This window comes from Chryseobacterium sp. JV558, assembly GCF_033712365.1.
GTDB lineage: Bacteria > Bacteroidota > Bacteroidia > Flavobacteriales > Weeksellaceae > Chryseobacterium.
The window spans coordinates 37,058-58,962 of the sequence record NZ_WJHU01000012.1; the positions used below are offsets into that span (position 1 = coordinate 37,058).

21 protein-coding genes are annotated in these 21,905 nt (G+C 35.9%); 11 read left to right on the forward strand and 10 right to left on the reverse strand.

Annotated elements, in window-relative coordinates; genetic code table 11:
- Nucleotides 1-13 precede the first annotated feature (13 nt).
- The 4 genes from GFU89_RS22695 to GFU89_RS22710 all read right to left on the reverse strand — a co-directional run bounded on the left by GFU89_RS22695 (nt 14) and on the right by GFU89_RS22710 (nt 3,969).
- Entirely contained in the window at nt 14-748 is a 735-nt protein-coding gene (locus GFU89_RS22695; RefSeq protein WP_149834412.1) for a LytR/AlgR family response regulator transcription factor, read from the reverse strand.
- A gap of 86 nt (nt 749-834) precedes the next feature.
- Entirely contained in the window at nt 835-1,251 is a 417-nt protein-coding gene (locus tag GFU89_RS22700; RefSeq protein WP_318849292.1) for a DUF6326 family protein, read from the reverse strand.
- Between the two features lie 11 nt (nt 1,252-1,262).
- On the reverse strand, nt 1,263-1,961 hold the full coding sequence (locus GFU89_RS22705; RefSeq protein WP_318849293.1) for a DUF4386 domain-containing protein: 699 nt from the start codon (nt 1,959-1,961) through the stop codon (nt 1,263-1,265).
- Between the two features lie 214 nt (nt 1,962-2,175).
- Nucleotides 2,176-3,969: a histidine kinase gene (locus tag GFU89_RS22710; protein ID WP_318849294.1), complete on the reverse strand. Its 1,794-nt coding sequence runs from the start codon at nt 3,967-3,969 to the stop codon at nt 2,176-2,178.
- Between the two features lie 134 nt (nt 3,970-4,103).
- Between GFU89_RS22710 and GFU89_RS22715 the strand changes: the two genes are divergently transcribed.
- The 4 genes from GFU89_RS22715 to GFU89_RS22730 all read left to right on the forward strand — a co-directional run bounded on the left by GFU89_RS22715 (nt 4,104) and on the right by GFU89_RS22730 (nt 8,777).
- Nucleotides 4,104-5,021, forward strand: a complete 918-nt coding sequence (locus GFU89_RS22715; RefSeq protein ID WP_318849295.1) for an SIMPL domain-containing protein — start codon at nt 4,104-4,106, stop codon at nt 5,019-5,021.
- A 112-nt stretch (nt 5,022-5,133) separates the two neighbouring features.
- On the forward strand, nt 5,134-5,814 hold the full coding sequence (locus GFU89_RS22720) for an SIMPL domain-containing protein (protein WP_318849296.1): 681 nt from the start codon (nt 5,134-5,136) through the stop codon (nt 5,812-5,814).
- Between the two features lie 151 nt (nt 5,815-5,965).
- Entirely contained in the window at nt 5,966-7,567 is a 1,602-nt protein-coding gene (locus GFU89_RS22725) for a DUF4139 domain-containing protein (RefSeq protein ID WP_318849297.1), read from the forward strand.
- Between the two features lie 19 nt (nt 7,568-7,586).
- Nucleotides 7,587-8,777: a VWA domain-containing protein gene (locus GFU89_RS22730; protein WP_318849298.1), complete on the forward strand. Its 1,191-nt coding sequence runs from the start codon at nt 7,587-7,589 to the stop codon at nt 8,775-8,777.
- A gap of 364 nt (nt 8,778-9,141) precedes the next feature.
- Here GFU89_RS22730 and GFU89_RS22735 read toward each other — a convergent pair whose 3' ends face one another.
- Complete coding sequence (locus GFU89_RS22735) at nt 9,142-10,347, reverse strand: FAD-binding oxidoreductase (RefSeq protein ID WP_318849299.1); 1,206 nt, start codon at nt 10,345-10,347, stop codon at nt 9,142-9,144.
- A 115-nt stretch (nt 10,348-10,462) separates the two neighbouring features.
- On the opposite strand from GFU89_RS22735, the gene GFU89_RS22740 reads away from it, so the two are divergent.
- Nucleotides 10,463-10,843, forward strand: a complete 381-nt coding sequence (locus GFU89_RS22740) for an STAS/SEC14 domain-containing protein (protein ID WP_223600550.1) — start codon at nt 10,463-10,465, stop codon at nt 10,841-10,843.
- 78 nt (nt 10,844-10,921) lie between these two features.
- On the opposite strand, the gene GFU89_RS22745 is transcribed toward GFU89_RS22740, so the two are convergent.
- Nucleotides 10,922-12,124, reverse strand: a complete 1,203-nt coding sequence (locus GFU89_RS22745; protein ID WP_318849300.1) for an MFS transporter — start codon at nt 12,122-12,124, stop codon at nt 10,922-10,924.
- Between the two features lie 183 nt (nt 12,125-12,307).
- Between GFU89_RS22745 and GFU89_RS22750 the strand changes: the two genes are divergently transcribed.
- Complete coding sequence (locus GFU89_RS22750) at nt 12,308-13,207, forward strand: AraC family transcriptional regulator (protein ID WP_318849301.1); 900 nt, start codon at nt 12,308-12,310, stop codon at nt 13,205-13,207.
- A 217-nt stretch (nt 13,208-13,424) separates the two neighbouring features.
- Here the strand turns inward: GFU89_RS22750 and lipA are convergent, their stop codons facing one another.
- Nucleotides 13,425-14,291 (reverse strand): lipoyl synthase, encoded by an 867-nt coding sequence (gene lipA, locus GFU89_RS22755; protein WP_034692098.1) that lies wholly within the window; start codon nt 14,289-14,291, stop codon nt 13,425-13,427.
- 114 nt (nt 14,292-14,405) lie between these two features.
- On the opposite strand from lipA, the gene GFU89_RS22760 reads away from it, so the two are divergent.
- The gene (locus GFU89_RS22760; RefSeq protein ID WP_318849302.1) at nt 14,406-15,038 is read left to right on the forward strand and encodes a hypothetical protein; all 633 of its coding nucleotides are present in this window, start codon (nt 14,406-14,408) and stop codon (nt 15,036-15,038) included.
- A gap of 108 nt (nt 15,039-15,146) precedes the next feature.
- Here the strand turns inward: GFU89_RS22760 and GFU89_RS22765 are convergent, their stop codons facing one another.
- On the reverse strand, nt 15,147-15,707 hold the full coding sequence (locus GFU89_RS22765; protein ID WP_318849303.1) for a sigma-70 family RNA polymerase sigma factor: 561 nt from the start codon (nt 15,705-15,707) through the stop codon (nt 15,147-15,149).
- Nucleotides 15,708-15,894: 187 nt separating this feature from the next.
- On the opposite strand from GFU89_RS22765, the gene tyrS reads away from it, so the two are divergent.
- Nucleotides 15,895-17,190, forward strand: coding sequence for a tyrosine--tRNA ligase (gene tyrS / locus GFU89_RS22770; RefSeq protein WP_318849304.1), 1,296 nt, complete (start codon nt 15,895-15,897; stop codon nt 17,188-17,190).
- A gap of 77 nt (nt 17,191-17,267) precedes the next feature.
- On the opposite strand, the gene GFU89_RS22775 is transcribed toward tyrS, so the two are convergent.
- Entirely contained in the window at nt 17,268-17,687 is a 420-nt protein-coding gene (locus GFU89_RS22775; RefSeq protein ID WP_318849305.1) for a hypothetical protein, read from the reverse strand.
- Nucleotides 17,688-17,887: 200 nt separating this feature from the next.
- On the opposite strand from GFU89_RS22775, the gene GFU89_RS22780 reads away from it, so the two are divergent.
- Together GFU89_RS22780 and GFU89_RS22785 are read left to right on the forward strand one after the other, a co-directional pair.
- Complete coding sequence (locus tag GFU89_RS22780; protein ID WP_318849306.1) at nt 17,888-19,861, forward strand: ATP-binding protein; 1,974 nt, start codon at nt 17,888-17,890, stop codon at nt 19,859-19,861.
- On the forward strand, nt 19,851-20,489 hold the full coding sequence (locus tag GFU89_RS22785) for a response regulator transcription factor (RefSeq protein ID WP_318849307.1): 639 nt from the start codon (nt 19,851-19,853) through the stop codon (nt 20,487-20,489). The genes GFU89_RS22780 and GFU89_RS22785 overlap by 11 nt, the downstream gene beginning before the upstream one ends.
- 45 nt (nt 20,490-20,534) lie before the next feature.
- Here GFU89_RS22785 and GFU89_RS22790 read toward each other — a convergent pair whose 3' ends face one another.
- The gene (locus tag GFU89_RS22790; protein ID WP_223601703.1) at nt 20,535-20,966 is read right to left on the reverse strand and encodes a hypothetical protein; all 432 of its coding nucleotides are present in this window, start codon (nt 20,964-20,966) and stop codon (nt 20,535-20,537) included.
- 246 nt (nt 20,967-21,212) lie between these two features.
- Here GFU89_RS22790 and GFU89_RS22795 point away from each other — a divergent pair, with 246 nt between their 5' ends.
- Complete coding sequence (locus GFU89_RS22795; RefSeq protein ID WP_318849308.1) at nt 21,213-21,851, forward strand: alpha/beta hydrolase; 639 nt, start codon at nt 21,213-21,215, stop codon at nt 21,849-21,851.
- The last annotated feature ends 54 nt before the right edge of the window (nt 21,852-21,905 follow it).

The window sequence follows — 21,905 nt, forward strand, 5'->3', positions numbered from 1 at the left end:
GGAACAATAAATTCTATGAAAAAACCTTCAGGAAATTATCCTTAAAGCTTCCCGAAACTTCAATTTCTGTATCGTCAGACAGCATTACAGTTCCACTTTTATGATAGGATTTCACAAAGCCTGTATTGATAATATGAGAACGGTGAACCCTCACAAACGGACTTTCCAGCAAATCATCAAAATGTTTCAAAAACCGACATACCATTTTCTTGGAACCGTCTGTAAGATAGACCTGCGTAAAGTTTCCATCTGCCTGTAATCTAACAATATCTTCGGTCTTTACGACATCAAATCCTTGCAGGGTTGGAAGAATCAGCTGCTGTTTTTCAGGTTTTAATTTCAGGTTTTCAAGCAGGATCTTATTTCGGTTGAGCTCTTCTTTTTTCTCAAGACTTTCTACTACTTTATTCACTGCAAGAATCAGCTCCTGAATGTCAATAGGCTTTAAAATATAATAACTTGCCGATTTATTTAAAGCCTGTAATGAATATTGTGAAAACGCAGTAATGAAAATGGTTTCATAGGAAAACTCTTTTGTCGCTTCCAATACGTCAAAGGCATTTCCGAAAGGCATTTCAACATCCAGAAAAACCAACTGAGGCTGCTTTTCTGCAATTAAAGGAACAGCTTCTTTGATATTTTCAGCTTCGCCAAGAATTTCTACCTGCGGGCAGTATTTGGTAAGATAGCTTCGTAAAACTTCTCTTGCTATGAGTTCATCATCTACAATTACGGCTTTTATTTTCATTGAGGTCAGATATTAAGTGGCAGGAATAGGTTGCTGTTGCAAATTAGGAATATTTCCTCAACTCTACAATCTCACGCAATCTATGGCTATACTTTCTTCCAGCACCAGGCGTATTTTACGATCAGCATTGTAATTATACATTCTACTATTGCAAGGAAAACATAAAATAAATACCAATCTGAAAAGGAAGTAATACCAATAAACACCATAATCAAAGTAAAAAATGTACCAAAGATGATATTGAGAATCCTATTGACCGCTGATTTCAGGATCAGAGAAAGAAATACCATTACAGCAGGAATCGCCAGAACAGCTGAAGCAAGAAGTAATTTCGGAGGAGAATCTAATAAATTGGTTCCTTCTACCAGACCGCGTGCCTTTCCAGGAGTATAAAGCTCGAAATAATCACCGTACAGATAGCACAAAGTAACTGAAGCCCAAAGACCCGCCAGTATAATTTTCACATTGATCTGTACATCTTCAAATTTTGTAGAATTGCTCATAGTTATGATTTTTAATTTTGATTTAATTTTTTATTTCGTACTCCAACCAACAGCAACCACAGACAGGTTCCTATCTCTCCTATTGTTGCCGGTAATGTGATAAAATTTGATATAGAATAGTCTGAAAAATGAGGTATCACAATTCTTCCAAAGACATTGATCAGATATCCAAAGCAGCCCAGCATTAAGAAAACACCTAAATTTTTGGGCAAAAAGCCGGATTTATAGACCAAATATCCAAAAGGAAAAAGCCATAATCCCCAAAAGATCTGTGCAATTAAAAGTCCTTTATTATAACTACTCAGAAAGAGCATCGTCTGAGCTTGCAGATATTTTACATCAAACACTTTCAGATAATCAGCACCTTCAATAATGGTGAGTACAGAAAATTTACTTTGGAGATTGATAAAAGAAATGGGAATACTAATCAGCACAAGAATAACCATCATTTTCGCATGGGTTTCGTCCACGTTTTTCAGCAATTGATACAACGTTAAAGGAAGTAATGTGAAAGCGATATAGCAAATGATACTGCTGGCAATACCCAATCTGAACAATTGAACTGAGGAAGAAATATTTTGAAAGGTCAATACAGGGTTTTCCCAGACAATCAGTTTTGACGGAACGTACATTAAGCTGAAAAATCCGGTTAAGATAACAATGAGATAAAAAAAACCTGCAAGTCTGAATGTTTTAATATTTGTAGTCATTTTGGTTATGTCTTTATCTGTTAAGACAACAACTTTCTCAAAATGGTTACAGGTTTTTTCAAGTAACAGGTAGCAGATAAGATCTAAAAGGTATTGTAAAACTTAAACTTTCATGCATTTATGGGACTTTGATCATATAATAAGAAATCAAAAATTTTCTATTTTGAAAACATAGTAGATCAAATAGAAATACAGATCACATCCTGAGTTTCACTTAACTCAAATTGATTTTAAGGGTTACCAAAACACCGCTGCTATTTTCTTTATCTTTTACAGAGCAGGTAATATTTTTCTCGTACAAATCGTTGAGCAGCTGAATTCTTTCCAGCGTATTTTTCATTCCTCTGCCCTCTCTTGTTTTTTGGTGCTCGGTTTTCTGCTTTTTACTTTCCTCTATTCCTATTCCGTTGTCTTCAATAAAGACCTTAAGGTAAGATTCACTTTTCTCAAAGTTTACTTTTAAAAATCCTTTTTCTGTTCTGTAACGGAGCCCGTGCCAGATTGCATTTTCCAGAAATGGCTGTATGAGCATTCCAGGAACCTGAAGGTTTTGCATATTCAAACTTTCATCAACTTCAATTTCGTAATCGAATTTATTGGCAAAGCGGGTTTTTTCAAGGGCAAGATAGTTTTGAAGAAGATCAAGCTCCTGCTGGAAAGGAATAAAATCTTCTGTAGAATTTTCCATCACGCCACGCATCAGTTTGGAGAATTTTGTCAGATATTGATTGGCTTCCAGCTCATTATTGGTTGCAATAAAGTGATTAACGCTATTCAAACTGTTAAAAATAAAATGCGGATTCATCTCTCTTCGCAGCGACTGAAGAGCAATTTTCTTATTTTTCGTCTGAACCTTTTTCAGTGTTCTGAAAATAAAAATAATCAATCCGGTCAGCAGAATCAAAGCACCTATCAAGCTGTAATTAAATAGATCTTTCTTGCGGATAAGTTCGTCTTTCAGTTCCCTTTCTTTTTCCAGCTGTGAAATTCGCTGTTCTGTATCTTCTAAGATTTTGTTGTCGACCAGACTTCTGTCCTTGGAAACCAGGTTTGGAAGTTTTCCCAAAAAGTCTCTGTACAATTGAACGGAAGCATCAATATTCCCTGAAATAGCATACAGACTGTCCAGCTTTTTTACACTTTTCTGTGCTTCTAATGTATGCCCTTTATCTAAAGCAATTCCGTAGGCATTTTTCAAAAGATCCACCGCTTCTTTTGGGTCATTTTTCTTAATATAAATATCTGCCAGCTCCTGAATCTGATTGACTTTTTCCTGCGAATTTTCTTTTACAAAATCTTCTTTCAGTACCTTTTTTTTAGCTTCAATAGCTTTATCAAAGTTTTTGTTCTCAACATAAAGATCAGCCAGCTTTTGATTGATCGCCAATGCCTGTTGAGGTGCTTCTTTTTTAGAGATTTTATAGGCCGTATTCAGATTTTCTTCAGCACTGGAAACGTCTTTCTGTCTAAGATTGACATCAGCTAACTGACTGTAGCTTTCCGCAAGATCACCCTGTTCGTTTTCTTTTTTACTTAAGTTAATATTACTCTGAATAGCTTCTGCCCTAAGCTCTGGCGTAGGAGAAGAAAGCCTTGTAACATCATTAGAATTGACGGCCTTACTTTTTTCACTATAATTCATTTGTGCCGCTCTGCCATAGTTACTGATCGCAGGCGTTATTTTATTCTGTTTTTCCTGTGATTGGGCCAATCTGCGGGTTGTTTTTTCAATATTTGGCTTGTCATTAAGTTTTTCATACAGATTTTTGGCTTTGGTATAATATTCTTCACTCTTCGGAAAATTCCCGCTGTTAAAAAAGGTTTCACCGATATTATAATAAGAATCTGCCTGAGCAGGTTCATTTTTCGTATCCATTGCTTTTTTCAGCTTCTTTGTTTCCACCTGTACATCTTCCACAGCAGCAGCGGTAGTATTAGTGGTTTGGGCAGACATTGTATTTCCCCAAAGCATCAGTAAAAAGATTGAAAGAAGTGTAAGCATTTTCATAAAACAAAGATATACATATATATAGTGTAGTCAAAAACTATTCACCAAGCGAAAATCCCCTTTCACCAAGTTTAGTCTTTGATAATGTGAGTGTAAGGCTAAGTTTGGAGTATAATAATTCAAATTTAAAAATCATGAAAAAACTAACTCTTATTTTTTTACTCATTACAGTATCTTTTTTAAGTTTTTCAAAAGCACAGGTTGGAGGAAACCAGATCTACAGAGACAGAAATAACAACGACTATTCTACCCCCAGAAATCTCCCTGAATTCATCAACACCAATACCTATTTTGCAACCGATTCAACCTTAATTATTACTGTAAAAGTACTGATGAACAAAACGGCAGACCGATATAAGCTTACACTGGGGTTGAATGAAGAGGCAGCCACTCCCAAAATTGCCATTGAAAATATCAACAGGAGAATCAGCGGTTTTATAAAAAGGGTATCCTCAATGGGCATCAAAGACGATGATATTTTTGTGGACTTTATCTCTCAGACTAAAATCTATGATTACAACGTCAATAAAGATTCACAGACCGCCGTCCAGAAAATGGATGGATTTGAAACTAAGAAAAATATCATTATTACGGTGAACAAGCACACCATGATCGAAAAACTGATCTCTGAAGCTTCAGACTTCCAGATCTACGATGTTATTAAAGTAGATTATATCAGCAGTGATATTGATAAAATCCAGGAAGAACTTCTCAAAGAGGCTTATACCGTTTTCGACAAAAAAAAGGACAATTATTTTAAACTGTTTAAAAAGGAAATTATCGGAAGCCCTACCGCTTCTTCAGGTTTTACTTATGTTTTCCCCAAAAGCCAATATCAGAATTACACGGCTTTTGAAAGTGCTAATATTACCTATGGATATGATACCAGATACGTCAAAAAGGAAGAAAGAAAATCTAAAACCTTTTATTATGATGGGACAGATTATACCGGCTTTGATAAAGTGATCAATAATGCTAATCCTGAAGTGGGCATACAATATATTATGAACCTCAACGTAAAATATGATCTGAAAAAGAATAAAGGAAAGTAATCATTTCCCAGAACTCACCAAGTGAAAGCTTCGTTTCACCAAGTCTCCCGGTTTCTGGCTTCTGATCAGCGTAATTTTACATCAGTAATTAGAAATTTAAAAACAGGAAATTATGAAATTGAAACATTTTTTATTAATCGGAATTTTAACTCTTGGAAGTTTTGTAAATGCTCAGACACAAGAAGTAAAGAAAAATGCAATTGAAGTAACAGGTGTTGCAGAAATGGAAGTAGAACCGGATGAAATCATTTTCAGCATCGGAATAAAAGCAGATAACAAAAATGATCTGGCAGATAACGAGAAGAAGTTATTTGAAACCTTAAAGAATGCAGGAGTAAAGAACGAAGATATTAAGTTCAAATCAATGTACCAGAATCTATATTCTAAAACAGCCAAGTTTACTAAAAGCTATCAGTTTAAAGCCAGCACAAAATCAAGTCTGAGCAAAATTTTTGAAGACCTGAACCAGAAATGGGTAAGCAGCCTGAACATCGCAGAGGTAAAAAGTACTAAAATTGCAGATTTCAGAAAAGCAGTAAAAATCAATGCTTTGAAAGCCGCTAAAGAAAAGGCAGACTATTTACTGGAAAGTATGGGTAAAAAGACCGGGAATGCTCTCGAAATCGTAGAAATAGAAGACTATACAAGCGATATGATCATGCCAGCCGCTTACAAAGGCAGAATGAACAGTGTACAGATGGAAATAGCTGATGCTCCGGTAGATTATTCTTTTGATAACATTGAAAATATCAAACTGAAATACAGCATCAAAACACGATACGAGATTCTTTAAAATAACAGATTTAAAAGACAGTTCCTTTGGGAGCTGTTTTTATTTTTTACCTCCAGCAAACTCACCAAGTCAAAAGGTTACTTCACCAAGTCTCCCAATTTCCAGCCTTAAATAAGAATAATTTTACTCTAGGAATTCAAAATAATAAACGATGAAACGCTATTTTTTACTATTAATCATATTTTCGGCTGCCTTTAGTAAAGCACAGGAAATAAAAAAAGAAATTGAAGTAAAGCAGGCTACTGTATTTCTTCAGGGAGCAAAGGTTTTCGGAAGTACAAATGTAAGTCTTCAGAAAGGCAGAAATACCATAAGAATTGTCAATCTTCCCAATAATCTGGATGAGAATACGTATAAAATCAATCTTGAAAAAAATACAACGCTCCTTTCCATTACTCCCCAAAATAATTTTTTGAAGAATGATGAATTATCGGACAGTGAAAAGATACTTGAAACAGAGACAAAAAAGCTTCAAAGACAGGTCAGCCTGCTGAATATTCAGATCAAAAACCTGACGGGTGAACAACGGATCATTAATGATAATTTAAAAGTGTCTGTCAATGATAAATCAACTCCACAGGAACAGCTCATTAAACTTACAGAGTTTTACAGAAAACGAATGCTGGAAATTGATAATCAGGTATTTCTCCTTGACGAGCAAAAAACGGTTCTGGATGAAAGTATTGCAAAGCTCAACAAACAGTCTGCGGAAGAGCAAACTCATAAAAATACCAACCGTAAAGAGCTTCTGCTTGAAATTCTTGCTGATAATGAAACCAATCTGAATCTTGGAGTAAGCTATATCGTTTCTGATGCCGGATGGGTTCCTTCTTATGATTTGCGTGCTGAGTCTGTAAAGAAACCTCTTGAAATGGTTTATAAAGGTAAAATTTATCAGAAAACCGGACAGGACTGGAAAAATGTAAAGCTGTTTGTCTCTACTTACAGACCCTCATATAATCAGGACAGACCTATTTTATCTCCATTGTATGTAGCTGAATATACGCCATACAATTCTCAGATGGAAGTAGCCGGCTATAAATCTAAAAAGGAAGTTTCAGCGGCAAATGCTTATCAGATGAGAGAAGATGTGCTCGCAAAACCTAGTCAGATTCCGGTAGCTTCAGTCTCTGACAGCCAGATGAATGTGATCTATGAGCTGAATTATAACCAGACCATTGTAAGCCAGGAAAAAGAACAGTATGTCATCCTGGATAAAAAACAGATTGATGCCACTTACAAATACCACACGGTTCCGAAACTTAATAATCAGGTATTCCTGATGGCTTTTGTAAAGAACTGGCAGAACCTCAACCTCATCAATGGAGAAGCTAATATTTATTTTGAGGATAATTATATTGGAAAAACCAACATTACAAGCAATTATGTAAAAGACGAATTCCCGATTTCTCTTGGAGTAGATGAAAGAATTACGGTAAAAAGAATCAAGCTTGAAGATAAAACGTCTCAAAAGGCAATGAATTCCAACAAATGGGAAACAGAGTCTTATCAGATCAGCATACGAAATAATACGAAAGAAAATATTGAACTGGAAGTCCTTGACCAGCTTCCGATCAGTGAAAATTCTAAAATTCTGGTCAAAACACTGAACCTTGGTGATGGAAGCCTTGATGATAAAACAGGCAGTATCCTTTGGAACAAGAATATCGGTTCAGGAAGTTCAGAGAAGATTATATTCTCCTATGAAGTAAAGTATCCGAAAGAGATGCACATTCAGTATTACAGCAGATAACCAATAAAAAAATAACAATATGACAACTTTAAAAATCTTAGCACTTGCAGCGGGTACAGCTTTTTTAAGCTCCGGTACTATTCCGGACAACCGCTCTATAAAAAGTAATGTTGAAAGTCATTTACCTATACAAAAAGTAACAATGATTCCGGCAAGCTCAACCTTAAAGGATAATAAAATTCAGGTCGCTCTTTTACTGGATACTTCCAATAGTATGGACGGGCTGATTGATCAGGCAAAATCCAGACTGTGGAATATTGTAAATACGTTGACCACTCTGAAATACAACGGAAAGTCTGCCCAGATTGAAATTGCCTTGTATGAATATGGAAATGATGGAATCCGTGATGAAAATTACATCCGCCAGGTTGCTCCTCTTACTCAGGATCTTGATCTTATTTCCGAAAAGCTATTTGCCTTAAGAACTAATGGTGGCAGTGAATATTGCGGAGCTGTTATACGTGATGCTTCTGTCAACCTGAACTGGGACGGCAATGATAAAAGTATGAAACTGATTTATATTGCAGGAAATGAAGCATTCGATCAGGGGAAAATAAATTATAAAGATGTTGTTTCAAAAGCAAAAGGTAAAAATATCTATACCAACACCATTTTCTGCGGAAGCCGCGAGGAAGGTATTCAGACTTCATGGCAAAACGGAGCTTCATTGGGAGGTGGAAAGTATTTCAATATCGACAGCGACAGAAAAGTACTCTATATTGAAACACCTTACGATATCAGAATTTCCGAATGCAATGCAAAACTGAATGACACTTACATTCATTATGGAAGTCATGGTTCGGATTACAGACTTAAGCAGATTACACAGGATAAAAATGCAGAATCACAGTCGGCATCCAACCTAGTGGAAAGAGCTGTAGCCAAGTCTAAAAAGAATGCCTACAAAAATGACCACTGGGATCTGGTGGATAAAGCAGAAAAGGATGCCGGATTTATTGCCAGCGTAAAAGAAAGTGAACTTCCTGCCGAACTGAAGGGGAAAAGCAAGGAAGAAATTCAAAAAACGATCACAGCAAAGTCTGCTGCCCGCGATAAAATTCAGAAAGAAATTGAAGAGCTTTCCAAAAAGCGCCAGACCTATATTGACGGAGAAATGAAGAAACGGGGTACTGATGATTCTGACGATCTGGGAAAAGCAATTGAGAGTTCTATTGTTGAACTGGCTAAAAAGAATGGGTATAGTTTGTAGTTGTAAAGCGGGTTGAGGCCCGCTTTTTTTATGCTGGATACTGTGTAAAACCACCCCGTCAAAAATTCTTTGAATTTTCGCCACCCCTCCAGAGGATGGGAATTGAGCAACTTCAATTGAAATATCTGTTGGAGTATTTATTTATCGCATTTTTTCAAGTAATTTAATCAGGATTTCTACGGAATGACACAATTGAAAGGCCGGTTTATTCATGTCGTTTGTCATTCCGCAGGAATCTAAACAGTTTTTATGTATAGATTTAAAATCGAAGGCTTTCAAAAACTTAAGTATATTTCTTAAACATTGAGTAGCAGCTTAAAACAACTTAAGTGGTTAAAGACTTTTGTGGTTAAAAATCCCAATTTTATCTCTCAAATTTAAAATACCTTGATAACGGATGTTTTTTGTTCTTCATAAATAGAGAGGCCATCTCCATTCCTGTTACTGAAAAAGTAATTCCGTTTCCTCCAAAACCTAATACAAAGTAGGAATTTCTCAATTTTTTATGTTCTCCGATATAAGGCAGACCGTCCTTAGTCTCGCCAAAAGTTCCTGCCCAGACAAAATCAGGGTAAAAATGATAATCAGGTTTTATTTTCTTCAGATTTTTAAGAATTTCTTTTTCTTTTTTATTGAGGAGAGCATCCCGTTTTTCAGCATCATAAAAGTCTTCATCTCCTCCTCCGATAAGCATTCGTCCGTCATCGGTAGTCCGCATGTAGAGATAAGGATCATCGGTATTCCAGACCAATGTACTGCTGATATTTTTAAACTTGTCTTTATCCATTTCAGAAACAACGGCATAGGTACTTTTCAGATTCACAAAGTTTTCTTTCAGGAGGTTTTTACTTTCATACCCAATGCAGTAAATGATCTTTTTTGCTTTGATCTGATATCCACTGTTTACCGTAACCAGATTAAAACCTTTATGCTCCTCCACTTTTACCATTTCTGTCTTATCAAAGATCTTCAGTCCTTTCTTTACATTGTGCATAAAAAGCTCATGAGCAAACTGAAAAGCATCAATACTGGCTCCCTGTTTAGATAATATTCCACCATATGTGTTCTCAAATTCAAATTTTCCCAAAACCTGTTCCGCTTCCAGCCACTGCACTTCAAATCCGTTTTCTTTTCTCGCTTGATATTCTTTCTTCAGCCATGCTGTATCTTTCTTTTTTGAAGCAAAATACAAGGATTTCTTTCGTTTAAAACCTGCATTGGATTTAATCATTTTTGAAAGTTTCTCCAGTGTATCAATAGAATCACTACAAGCTGTATAACTTAAAACAGCTCCTTTTTTGCCTATTTTTTCTATCAGTTCATAAAGAGGAACATCTATTTCGTACTGCAACATTGAAGTCGTAGCAGAAGTGCTTCCATTACAAATTTCTCTTTTATCAATAAGGATGGTATCATACCCGTCTTCTATCATCTGATGGGCAATCAGACTTCCAGTAATGCCAGCTCCCACAATGAGAACATCACATTTTTCATTTGATTTTAAAGAAGGATAAGATGCTAACAATCCGTTTTTTAAAAGCCAAAAAGGTTCATTTGATTTGAGATCCATATTAATATTTTACATTGAAACTAACAATATTTATACCTTTTTTAACAATTTTTCATCAAATTATGGTGTAATTATTGTTGTTCTTTTAAACTCAAACCACCATAAAATATTCATTATGATAACAATTATTCCAGAAGCCCCGGAAAATGTTGCAGCATTCAATGCAACGGGAGAAGTAACGAAAGAGGATTTTGAAAGACTGGTAATTCCGCGCGTAAAAGAGAAGGTAGAGCAATTCGGTGAGTTGAATTACTTATTGTATTTGGATACCGATCTGGATAATTTTACCATGGGAGCATGGCTTGAAGACCTGTTGTTAGGATTGAAAAATCTTACCAACTGGAATCGGTCAGCCATTGTTACTGACAAAGAAGGTATTCGTAATTTTACCAGTATTTTCAGTGTTCTGATGCCGGGAGAGTTTAAATCTTTCCCCAAAGAAAATTTATACAATGCCCTCTACTGGTGCAAAAACGGAGATGAAGTAGAGGCATAAAACTCATGTTATACAAAAGAGCCTGTTTCTGATTGAAACAGGCTCTTTTTTTATTTTTCACTTTAATCAGTTACACTTTTATTTATCACAGGATACACATTCTGCAGCAACTTCCTCTTCATTTTGAGCCTTTGAACCGTACAGATACATATATCTTATACTTATAACCACTCCTATAAAAGTCATTCCTACTCCTACCAGCGAAGGATAGTTGAATGAATAACCGTATTCCAAAGGAATTCCCCCAAAGAAAGCTCCCATTGCATTGGCAATATTAAAACCAGCCTGCATAAAAGCGGCCGCCATCATTTCACTTTTTGGAGCGGCTTTCATCATCATAATATTGATAGGTGATGCAATAGACATAGATAAAGCGCCACACATAAACGTCAGTACCAAAGCAATGTTCGTATGTTCTGCAAGGAAGAAAACACCTCCAAGAGAAATCATCATTAAAAAGATCAGAAGGGCACATGTTTTTTCGGGGCCTAATTTATCTGAAACAATTCCTCCTACCAGGTTTCCAACTACCATTCCGGCTCCGGCAAGAACCATCACATAGGCCATTTGGCTGCTTTTGATTCCGGCAACAACAGTCATTAAAGGTGTAATATAACTTAACCACGTGAAAAGACCTCCAAACCCAATCGCTGTAATGGCAAGTACCATCCACGACTGTTTATTTTTAAGGAATTTCAACTCTTCCATGAAGTGGGTATTTTGGTTAGATTCCATTGCAGGAAGCCACAGTTTCAAAAATAGTATGGCAAAAAGACCAATGACTGCTACAATAGCAAAATACAGTCTCCAGTGGAAGGTATGCCCAATGTAGGTGACCAGCGGAACCATGGCCAGGTTGGCGACCGTGAGCCCTGTAAACATCATTGATATATAAAATGCTTCTTTCCCTTTTCCTGCCATTTTTGAAGCGACTACCGTTCCTACTCCAAAGAATGCTCCGTGAGGAAGCCCGGACAGAAAACGAATAATCAGCATACTGTTATAATCAGGAGCAATAGCGGAAAGCCCATTAAATATTGCAAAAAGGATCATAAACGCTATTAGAACTTTTTTTGGCGGAAATTTTACCGAGTACCCAATCAGAATTGGTGCTCCGATAACTACTCCCATAGCATAGGCAGAAATTAAATGTCCGGCCTGCGGAATCGTGATCTGTAATGTTTTTGCAATATCCGGCAACAGTCCCATTACGGTAAATTCCGTAGTTCCTATTCCCAAACCACCGATGGCCAGTGGTATTATTCTTTTATCAATCTTCATTGTATCTAAATCTTTTTTCTGAATTAATTTCTTTCAAATTAAAAAGTACCTGAGTGTCTTCATTTTGAAAGTGCAAAAATCGCAAGAAAGTTTGAATTTCACACCTCTTTGAATGATAAAAACTTGCTCCATATTAACCTTTTTATGTAATTTTATATTCAGAAACAATCAAATGAGAACAAAATGAAAATCCAGAAAGAAATTATTGAATTTGAAAAAGGGAAATCATTCAAACTGTTTGCCCCTTCTCTGAAAAACTGTTTTTTCTGGCATTATCATCCGGAAATTGAACTGGTCTATGTAGAAGCAGTAAATGGAATCCGGCACGTTGGAAAAGATATTTCAGGCTTTACAAACAGCGATCTTCTGTTGATTGGGGCAAATGTTCCTCATCTTAATTTTGATTATGGTATTCAGACAGAATGCCAACAGCTTGTATTGCAAATGCGGGAAAGCTTTCTTCAGGATATTATTCTTCCTGTTCCGGAATTTAAGAACATCAAAATTCTTTTGGAACGGTCATATCTTGGACTGTCATTCTCAGGAGAAACTAAAAATACAGTGGTTGAAAAACTCCAGATCATTAAAGATAAAAACTCTTTTGAATCGTTGGTAGGGTTAATTGAAATTCTACAAATTCTCGCCGATTCAACAGAAGTGAAGGAACTCAATAAGGAAGATACAAGAATCAAATGGTTTCTGAATGATAAAATCAGAATGGGAACCATCTACGACTACATCCATGAAAATTATGACAGTAAACCAAACGTCAACGAAATTGCAAAAATTGTAAGCCTGAGTACTCCTGCTTTTTGCCGTTATTTTAAAAAGCAGACCAATATGACCTTTACAGATTTCGTTAATAATTACAGAATCAATCAGGCTAAAATATTTCTGTTGAAAGATTATTCGGTGACTGAAGTTTGTTTTCAGGTAGGGTTTGAAAGCCTTTCTTACTTTAATAAGTTATTCAAACAACATACGGGAGAAACGCCTTCCGAATTTAAGAAGAAACATTTTAAACCTATTGAAATTAATGGCCGGATTGGGGTAATTACTAAGGAGACGGCTTGTAATAAGTAGGAGGTAAATGATGCAATGTAAATCATTGAAGATAACTACTACACCACCCCGTCAAAAATTCAAAGAATTTTTGCCACCCCTCCAAGGGAGGGGAATGATGGAAGTCGTTATTACAAATGGAATACTTTCACTCCCTAATCCCTATAACCCTCTACCTGTTTTCTTCTACCTGCCATCTAAAAAAACAAAAACCGCTCATTGCTGAACGGTTTATATTTTAATGAATATGTTTTTCTGCGTGGTAAGAACTTCTTACAAGAGGAGAACTTTCAACGTGTCTGAAACCTAAGCTTCTTGCAAAATCTCCAAACTCATCAAATTCTTCAGGAGTGATGAATTTTTTTACTGGAAGATGCTTTTTAGTTGGCTGCAGATATTGCCCAAGGGTAATAACATCTACATTAGCGTTTCTGATATCTTCGATCGTCTGAAATACCTCATCTTTAGTTTCACCTAATCCAAGCATTACTCCTGTTTTGGTTCTTCTTTGTCCGGCTTCTTTCAGATATCTTAATACTTCAAGGCTTCTTTCATATTTTGCCTGGATTCTCACTTCTCTGGTCAGACGTTTTACCGTTTCCATGTTGTGAGAGATCACTTCCGGAGCTACATCTACTAATCTGTCAAGATGCTTTGTAAGTCCCTGGAAATCCGGAATCAGCGTTTCCATCGTTGTTCCCGGAGAGATTCTTCTTACAGCATTCACTGTTTCACCCCAAAGAATAGATCCCATATCTTTCAGATCATCACGGTCTACAGAAGTAAGAACGGCATGTTTAATCTTCATTAATTTGATTGATCTTGCTACTTTTTCAGGTTCATCCCAATTTACATCCAGCGGTTTTCCTGTTTTTACGCCACAGAATCCACAGCTTCTAGTACAGATATTTCCTAAAATCATGAAAGTTGCTGTACCTTCACCCCAACATTCTCCCATGTTCGGGCAGCTTCCGCTTTGGCAGATTGTATTTAATTTATATTTATCAACCAAAGTTCTCAGCTCTCTGTAATTCTTTCCGGTAGGAAGTTTTACGCGGATCCATTTTGGTTTTTGAACGGTAGTGTCTTGAACTGAATTTTCCATTTCTAAAATTGAAGTTCAAAGTTAAGGATTTTTTAATGGAAACCATCAACCAGAGATATTGATGAAACTGATAATTCAAAATTTCATTGTACATTTAAGTTTTCAAAATTCTTTATGAGAAAAACAGTATTTCTTTTATGTATGGCAGCCGGAACATTCTGTCTTGCTCAAAAACAATTTCAGCCAGCGGGTTCTACCCTGCTTGAAACAGTAGACGGAGATCTTGATGGTGATAAAATTCCTGAAAAAGTAATGATCTACACCACAAAAGATGAGGGTGAGCTGGGAAAAATTCGTGAAATACAAATCCTGAAAAAAGTCGGTGGACAATGGACGGTTCTTGAAAAATCAAGAAATGCCGTTATGGAAAGCAGTGCCGGAGGTATGATGGGTGATCCTTATCGAGAAACTCAAATAGAAAAAGGAATTCTGATTATCTCTCAAAATGGCGGAAGCAGCTGGAAATGGGACGTTACAGACAAATATAGATTTCAAAACGGACATTTTGAATTAATCGGTACATCCACTACTTCCGGAAGACCCGGAGATTATTGGAAAGAGGTAGATTTCAACCTTTCCACAGGACAGCTGAACTATTCAAAAGAGGTGGAAAATACAGCTGAGCATGGTAAATCTTTAAAGGAAACTTATATTCAGAAAGGATTAAAGATCAATCTCCAAAACAGAAATCAGGAAAAGCAACGGAAAATTATTCTTCCGAAAACAAAGGAAGAAGTTTATTTCTAAATTAATGCCTTTGAAATTTAAGTTTTGGCTTCAGCCAATTTTGAATTTGAATTTTTAGTAAACGGACTAAAGCCTATTTCTATTGAATACCATTAATTTATCTGACGTTTAATTATCATCAAACTCATTATTCTTCAAGAGTTCGGCTAAGACTTTTTTGGCACGCATTACCCGTACTTTGGTATTGGCAACAGAGATTCCCAGCTCTTCAGCAATTTCTTTGATGCTCTTTTCTTCAAAAAATCTCAATTTGATAATATCCTGATAATTGGCATCCAGAGATTCTATGGTTTTGATGATTTTCTTTTGTTCTTCTTGAGAAATCAGAAGTTCCTCAGGAGATTTTGCGTATTGATTTTTAACCTCATCTAAGTTTTCAACGGCATCTTCATTGTCACGGTTCTTCTTTCTCCAAAAATCGATTACTGTATTCTGGGCAATAGTGAGTATCCAGGTTTTAAACTGAAAATGAGGATCAAACATATCCAGTTTCGATAATACTTTTGAAAAAACATTTACGGTAATTTCATCGGCATCATTTTCATCCCTTACCTTTTTCATAACAAAAGAGAAAACATCCACCCAAAAAACATTTATGAGTTTAGTCTGGGCCTTCTGATCTTTATCCTTGGCCTTCTGTATGAGCAGGAATAGCTGTTCGTCGTTCATTAATAACAAATATAGAATATTTGAAGCACAATTGCAAAAGAGAAAGATAACGTATCTGCTCCTGTTTGCGAGGTTACCATCAAAGCATTTTATGGATTTTACGATTTTGCTTATTTACTGTTTCGCCTTTTTCTCTTCCTTCTGAATTTACTATCTTTGCTTCTTAAAATTTTAAAGTTAACAATCAATGAATTCCTTTATAGAAGAACTGAAATGGCGTGGTCTGTTTGCCGATATGATGCCAGGAACCGATGAACAACTGAATAAAGAGGTAACTACTGCATATATTGGTTTTGATCCTACTGCCGATTCTTTACATATCGGAAGTCTTATCCAGATAAAAATTTTAGCTCACTTCCAGCAGCATGGCCACAAACCAATTGCTTTGGTAGGAGGTGCTACAGGAATGATAGGTGACCCTTCAGGGAAATCAGCTGAGAGAAATCTTTTGGATGAGGACACTCTTTTACACTACGTTGACTGTTTAAAAAACCAGCTTTCAAAGTTCTTACATTTTGATGGAAATGAGCCTAACAAAGCTGAATTGGTGAACAACTATGACTGGATGAAGAACATTTCTTTCCTTGATTTTGCTAAAAATATTGGTAAGAACATCACTGTAAATTACATGATGGCAAAAGATTCTGTAAAGAAAAGACTTTCCGGAGACGCAGGTGTTGACGGAATGAGTTTCACGGAATTTACATATCAATTAATTCAGGGATATGATTTCCTTCATTTATATCAAAATAACAACGTGAAGCTTCAAATGGGAGGTTCTGACCAGTGGGGAAATATCACTACAGGAACAGAACTGATCCGTAGAAAAGCTCAAGGAGAAGCCTTTGCATTAACGGTTCCTTTGATTACAAAAGCTGACGGTTCCAAATTCGGGAAATCTGAAAGCGGGGAAAACTATTGGCTTGATAAAAAGAAAACATCTCCTTACAAATTCTACCAGTTCTGGCTGAATGCTACTGATGATGATGCTGAAAGATTTATTAAATTCTATACTTTTTTAAGCAAAGAAGAGATTGAAGCTCTAATTGAAGACCACAAAACGGCTCCGCACGAAAGAAAACTTCAAAAGAGATTAGCTGAAGAAATTACAGTTTGGGTACATGGAAGAGAAGAATATGAAAAGGCTTTGAAGGCTTCTGAGATTCTTTTCGGACGTTCTACTGCTGAAGATCTGGTAAGCCTTGATGAGGAAATATTCCTTGAAGTTTTTGACGGGGTTCCTCAGAAAGAAATTGCAAAAGCTGATGTTTTAGGAGTGAATATTGTAGATCTTCTTTCTGAAAAATCAGGATTCTTAAAGTCTAAGAGTGAAGCACAAAGAGAGATCAAAGGAAACTCAATCTCTGTCAACAAGCAAAAGGTAAATGATACTTTTACAGCCAATGAAACTGATCTTATTGACGGTAAATTTCTATTGTTGCAAAAAGGTAAGAAAAGCTACTTTATTGTTAAGGTAGGCTAATCTTAAATACCACATAAAAATAAAAACAGGCGCTGAGATGAATCTCAGCGCCTGTTTTATGTCCTAAAAATTTGATATTAAAATGTATAGCTTGTAGAAGCTGATAAATACTGTCCGCTGGAAGTTCCTTCTTTCTTAAGTTCTCCGTCTACCCAGATCTGAACCTTCAACGTAGCAGAAGCGTCCGGCCCGATAGCATTTACTGCAACATTGGCACTGTATGCGCCCGGCTCTGATGTCACTTCAGGACTGCTCCAGGTAGTTCCGCTAAGGCTTGTTGCGGTTGTAGGGTTACCATCAATTCCGTAAGCCGCTACATCTATATTACTTCCCGAAGAAGCAATTGCTTTAAAAACCACTTTATGACTTTTCCCTGCTCCATTCACATTATTGTCATCATCATCTTTACTGCATGAAGCTGTAAATCCTATAAGCATTGCCGCCATTACTGCAACCAATGCACCTCTTAACAGCTGATTCATTCTCATTTTTTTCATAATCTTTTTGTTTAAATTTTAGTTACTATATTGAATATTCTATGATTAATGATTTGATATTTGCAAAGCTATGAGCATCACTTATCTCTATCAATCCTAAAAAACCAGTAATTTTTTCTACCTAAATTCAGGTATTTTTTATGCTAAAATTTTTAATTAAATTGAGCTTTTAAAAAAATATTTTTTAGAATTGATCCATAATGAAGAGATTACTTGTCCTACTAAGCCTATTCTTATTTTTTAAATTGCAATCCCAGCAAATCATTCCGCTTAATGAGAAATCTTATGTAGGCAGCTTACAAAGTATTACAAAGGGAAATCTTCCGGATACGTCAAAAGCAACGGCTTTTTTTCTTTTATCTAATTATTATAGAAACAGTGATTCTATTTTGAGTAAAAAATATCTTGAAAATGGGAAGATACAGGCCCGAAACAATCCTTTCTTTTCAGCAAAATATTATTATTACGAGGGACAATATAACCTGGACAGGAACAAAAGGAAAGCGGGTATTTCTTATCAGCAGGCTATCAAATCTTTATCTAAATTTAAAAATGAAGAATCCGATTTTTTTCAGGCATTGGCCTGGTACAGCTATGGAGTTACCCAAAAAGATAAAGAGGGATATATTCCTTTAGTCAAAATCATGCTTGAGAAAAGTATTCCTCTGGTTGAAAAATATGAAAACAGCAGAAATTTAGGTTTCTTATATACTCAGCTTGCGGTGATCCTTACTTATAATGCACAGTTTAAAAAGTCAGAAGATTACAATAATAAAGCATTGAAAATTCTTGAAAAACAATATCTGGGGTCCGCTGAATTATTTTTCACTTACCTCAATTCTGCCAACAATTTCTGCTATCAGGCCAATGGAGATGAGGCTGAAAAGTTTTTGCATAAAGCAGAAAACCTCATTAGTCCTTATCCTGAGTCTTCATCTAATGCTTTCTATTATTACAGTAAAACACTTTTCTATATTACCCGGCAAAAAAATGCAGAAGCTCTCCCGGTTATAGAAAAAGGAATTTTTTATGCAAAAAAGTTCAATCAGAATCTTCTGGCTCAGATGTTTTATTTTAATAAGTTTGATATTTTAAAGAAACTTAAAAGGTATAACGAAGCTAAAACCACATTAGAAGATGTTTTAGCGGAAAAGTCCTTGGCCATTGATCTTAACAACAGGAAAACGTTTTATAAACAGCTTTCTTTACTCAATGAAGAAACAGGAAATACCAAAGAAGCACTTCTATGGGAGCAGAAATATTCTAAACTCAACGACAGCCTGAACACTGAGAATGTAAAGCTTGAAATTAACAAACTCGAATCTAAGTTCAATACTGCTGAAAAGGAAAGAAAAATAGCGACTTTAAATGCTGAAAAAAATCAAAAAGATCTGGAGGTCAACAAGAAGAACTCTTACTTATGGGGAATGAGTCTTTTTTTATTACTCGCACTAAGCCTTCTGGGCTTTCTTTTCATCATTTTCAGGAAAAATAAAAAAATAAATGAGCAGAAAATAGAAGACATTAAACAAAAGGAAGAACTATCTCTTACCAAAGCCATTCTTGATGGTGAAGAACGGGAAAGAGAGCGTATTGCAAGAGATCTTCATGATGGCCTGGGTGGAATGCTGGCAGGCGTTAAAATCAATTTTTCTACATGGTCTTCCAATCATCTGCAACCCGAAAAAGATCAGGAATTTTATAAAATCTTAGGCCAGCTGGACAACTCTGTGAGTGAGCTCCGGCATGTAGCAAGAAATCTTATGCCTGAATCACTGCTTAATTTTGGACTGGAAACCGCTTTACATGATTTGTGCGAATTTTACATCAGGAAAAACCTCGAAATTGATTTTCAGGCTATTGATATCAGTAAGGCATTACCTTTAAATATTCAGCTTAATATTTACAGAATTGTACAGGAATTACTAGCCAATGCAGTAAAACATGCAGAAGCCAGTAGCATATTATTTCAATGCTCGCAATCCGGTGAAAATTTTCTGATTACCATTGAAGACAACGGAAAAGGTTTTGATAAAAATATTGAAAACACGACCAAAAGTATGGGACTCCGCAACCTGAAAAACAGGGTCAATTACCTGAAAGGGAAAATGGAAATACATTCAGATAATCAGGGAACTACCATTAATATAGAACTCAACACCCATGGAGAATGAGAAAATAAATATCATCATCGTAGACGATCATCCTATTGTCATTGAAGGTCTTAGAATGATGCTGAACAGCCAGCCTTTCTTTAATATAGCGGGAAGTTTTACTTCCGGCGCAGAAACGATCAGTTTTATACAATCAGAAATAGTTGATATTATTCTTCTTGATATTACTCTACCTGATGCCAACGGCACTGAACTCTGCAGAGAAATAAAAAAAATATCTCCCAATACTTCAGTGATTATGTTCAGTAACCGCTCTGAACGGAGCATTATTATGCAGTCTATACAAAACGGAGCAAGTGGTTATCTTCTCAAGAACACTTCTATTGATGAGCTTGTAATATGCATCAAAGGGGCTCTTTCCGGAGATATTGTTTTCTGCAATGAAACCAAACAGATTATCAGCCGTCCTTCTCAACATGATCTACCCATTCCCCGCCTTACCAAAAGGGAAAAACAGATCCTGCAGATGGTAGCACAGGGAAAAACAAGTAATATAATTGCCGAAGAACTTTTCCTGAGCCCGCTTACTGTAGATACCCACCGTAAGAATCTGCTTCAGAAATTTCAGGCAAAGAACTCAACAGAACTGATCAATCTTGCGGTACAGCAGCAACTGATTGAAAAATAAAAAACCGCTCTAAGAGCGGTTTCTGTATATAAGTATTATACTATTTTATGGTTCTAAGAAACTGTAATCGATAGAAGCAACTAATACTCCTTTTCCTTTTTTCTTAACAGTTCTTGCAACTTCTCCATCTATATAAAGATTGATCGTTAATTCAGAATTATCATCCGGCATAGATGCGTTAGCATCAAGATTTAATTGTGCCTGGCTGGAGTTCACAAAGAATTCCCCACTTGTCCACGGTGAAGTTACTGGTGACTGCGGAGTATTGTATATGGTATTCTGAGCTGTGCCCACCTGTGTTACCACACTTATAATGTTTCCTCCTGTAGTGGTTTTCACTTCGAATTGAACCACATGATCCTTAAATTCTTCATCGTCATCTTTTTTACAAGAATTGACAACGGTAATTACAGAAAATAATAAAACGAATAAAAAAGAAAGTCTAAGTAAACTTTTTGAATTGTAAAATTGCTTCATTTCTCCAAATAGATTTTTTAATGTTTCAAATATAAGTTTTTTATTAATATAAAAATAACTTTTATGAAAATTTTCTAACAAAGATTTCCAAATAATATCAAATCAACAAAAATAAAAACCAAGCTATAAAGTCCAAAAACACACTCCAAAGAATCAATCATTACACATAAAGCATCATTCGCCCAAAGTTCATTGTGTGAATAATAAAAGTTAAGATTCTGAATCTAATTTAATTATCTTTGCTGTATGAATTTAGATTATCTAGTAAGAGAGCCGGAAAATATTACATCCAATACTCCTATTCTTTTTATGCTTCATGGTTACGGCAGTAACGAGCAGGATCTTTTCAGCTTCAGGGAAACGCTTCCCACTGATTGGATCATTGTAAGTTTCAGAGCTCCGCGTGATACTCAATTTGAAGGATATTCCTGGTATGATATTAATTTCAACGATCCCGAAAACTTTATTGATGTTCCTCAGGCAAAGGAATCTTTAAATGCTGTATTGGAAAGTATGCTTAAGATCATCAACCATTATGGACTTACAGAAAGTAAAACTCATCTTTGCGGTTTCAGCCAGGGAGGAATTCTGTGCTATGCTTTGGCTTTAAAACATCCTGAGCTTTTCAATTATGTTGCCTGTCTTAGCAGTTATCCTGAAGATAAAATTCTGGATGGTATTGTAAAAGATAAAAAGAAACTGGAAGGACTTCGTTTCTTCGTTTCACATGGTTCTGATGACGCGGTGATTCCACTTGAATGGGGAAGAAAAGCGGCTGACCTTCTGTATGATCTTAGCTGTTATTTCACGTTCAGAGAATATATGAGCGGGCATGGCGTCAATCAGAAAAACTATATGGATCTGATGGAATTCTTTTCCAAATAACCAAGATCCAATTTGAAATAAATTCAACAAATTTACCTACTTCATTGTAGTTTA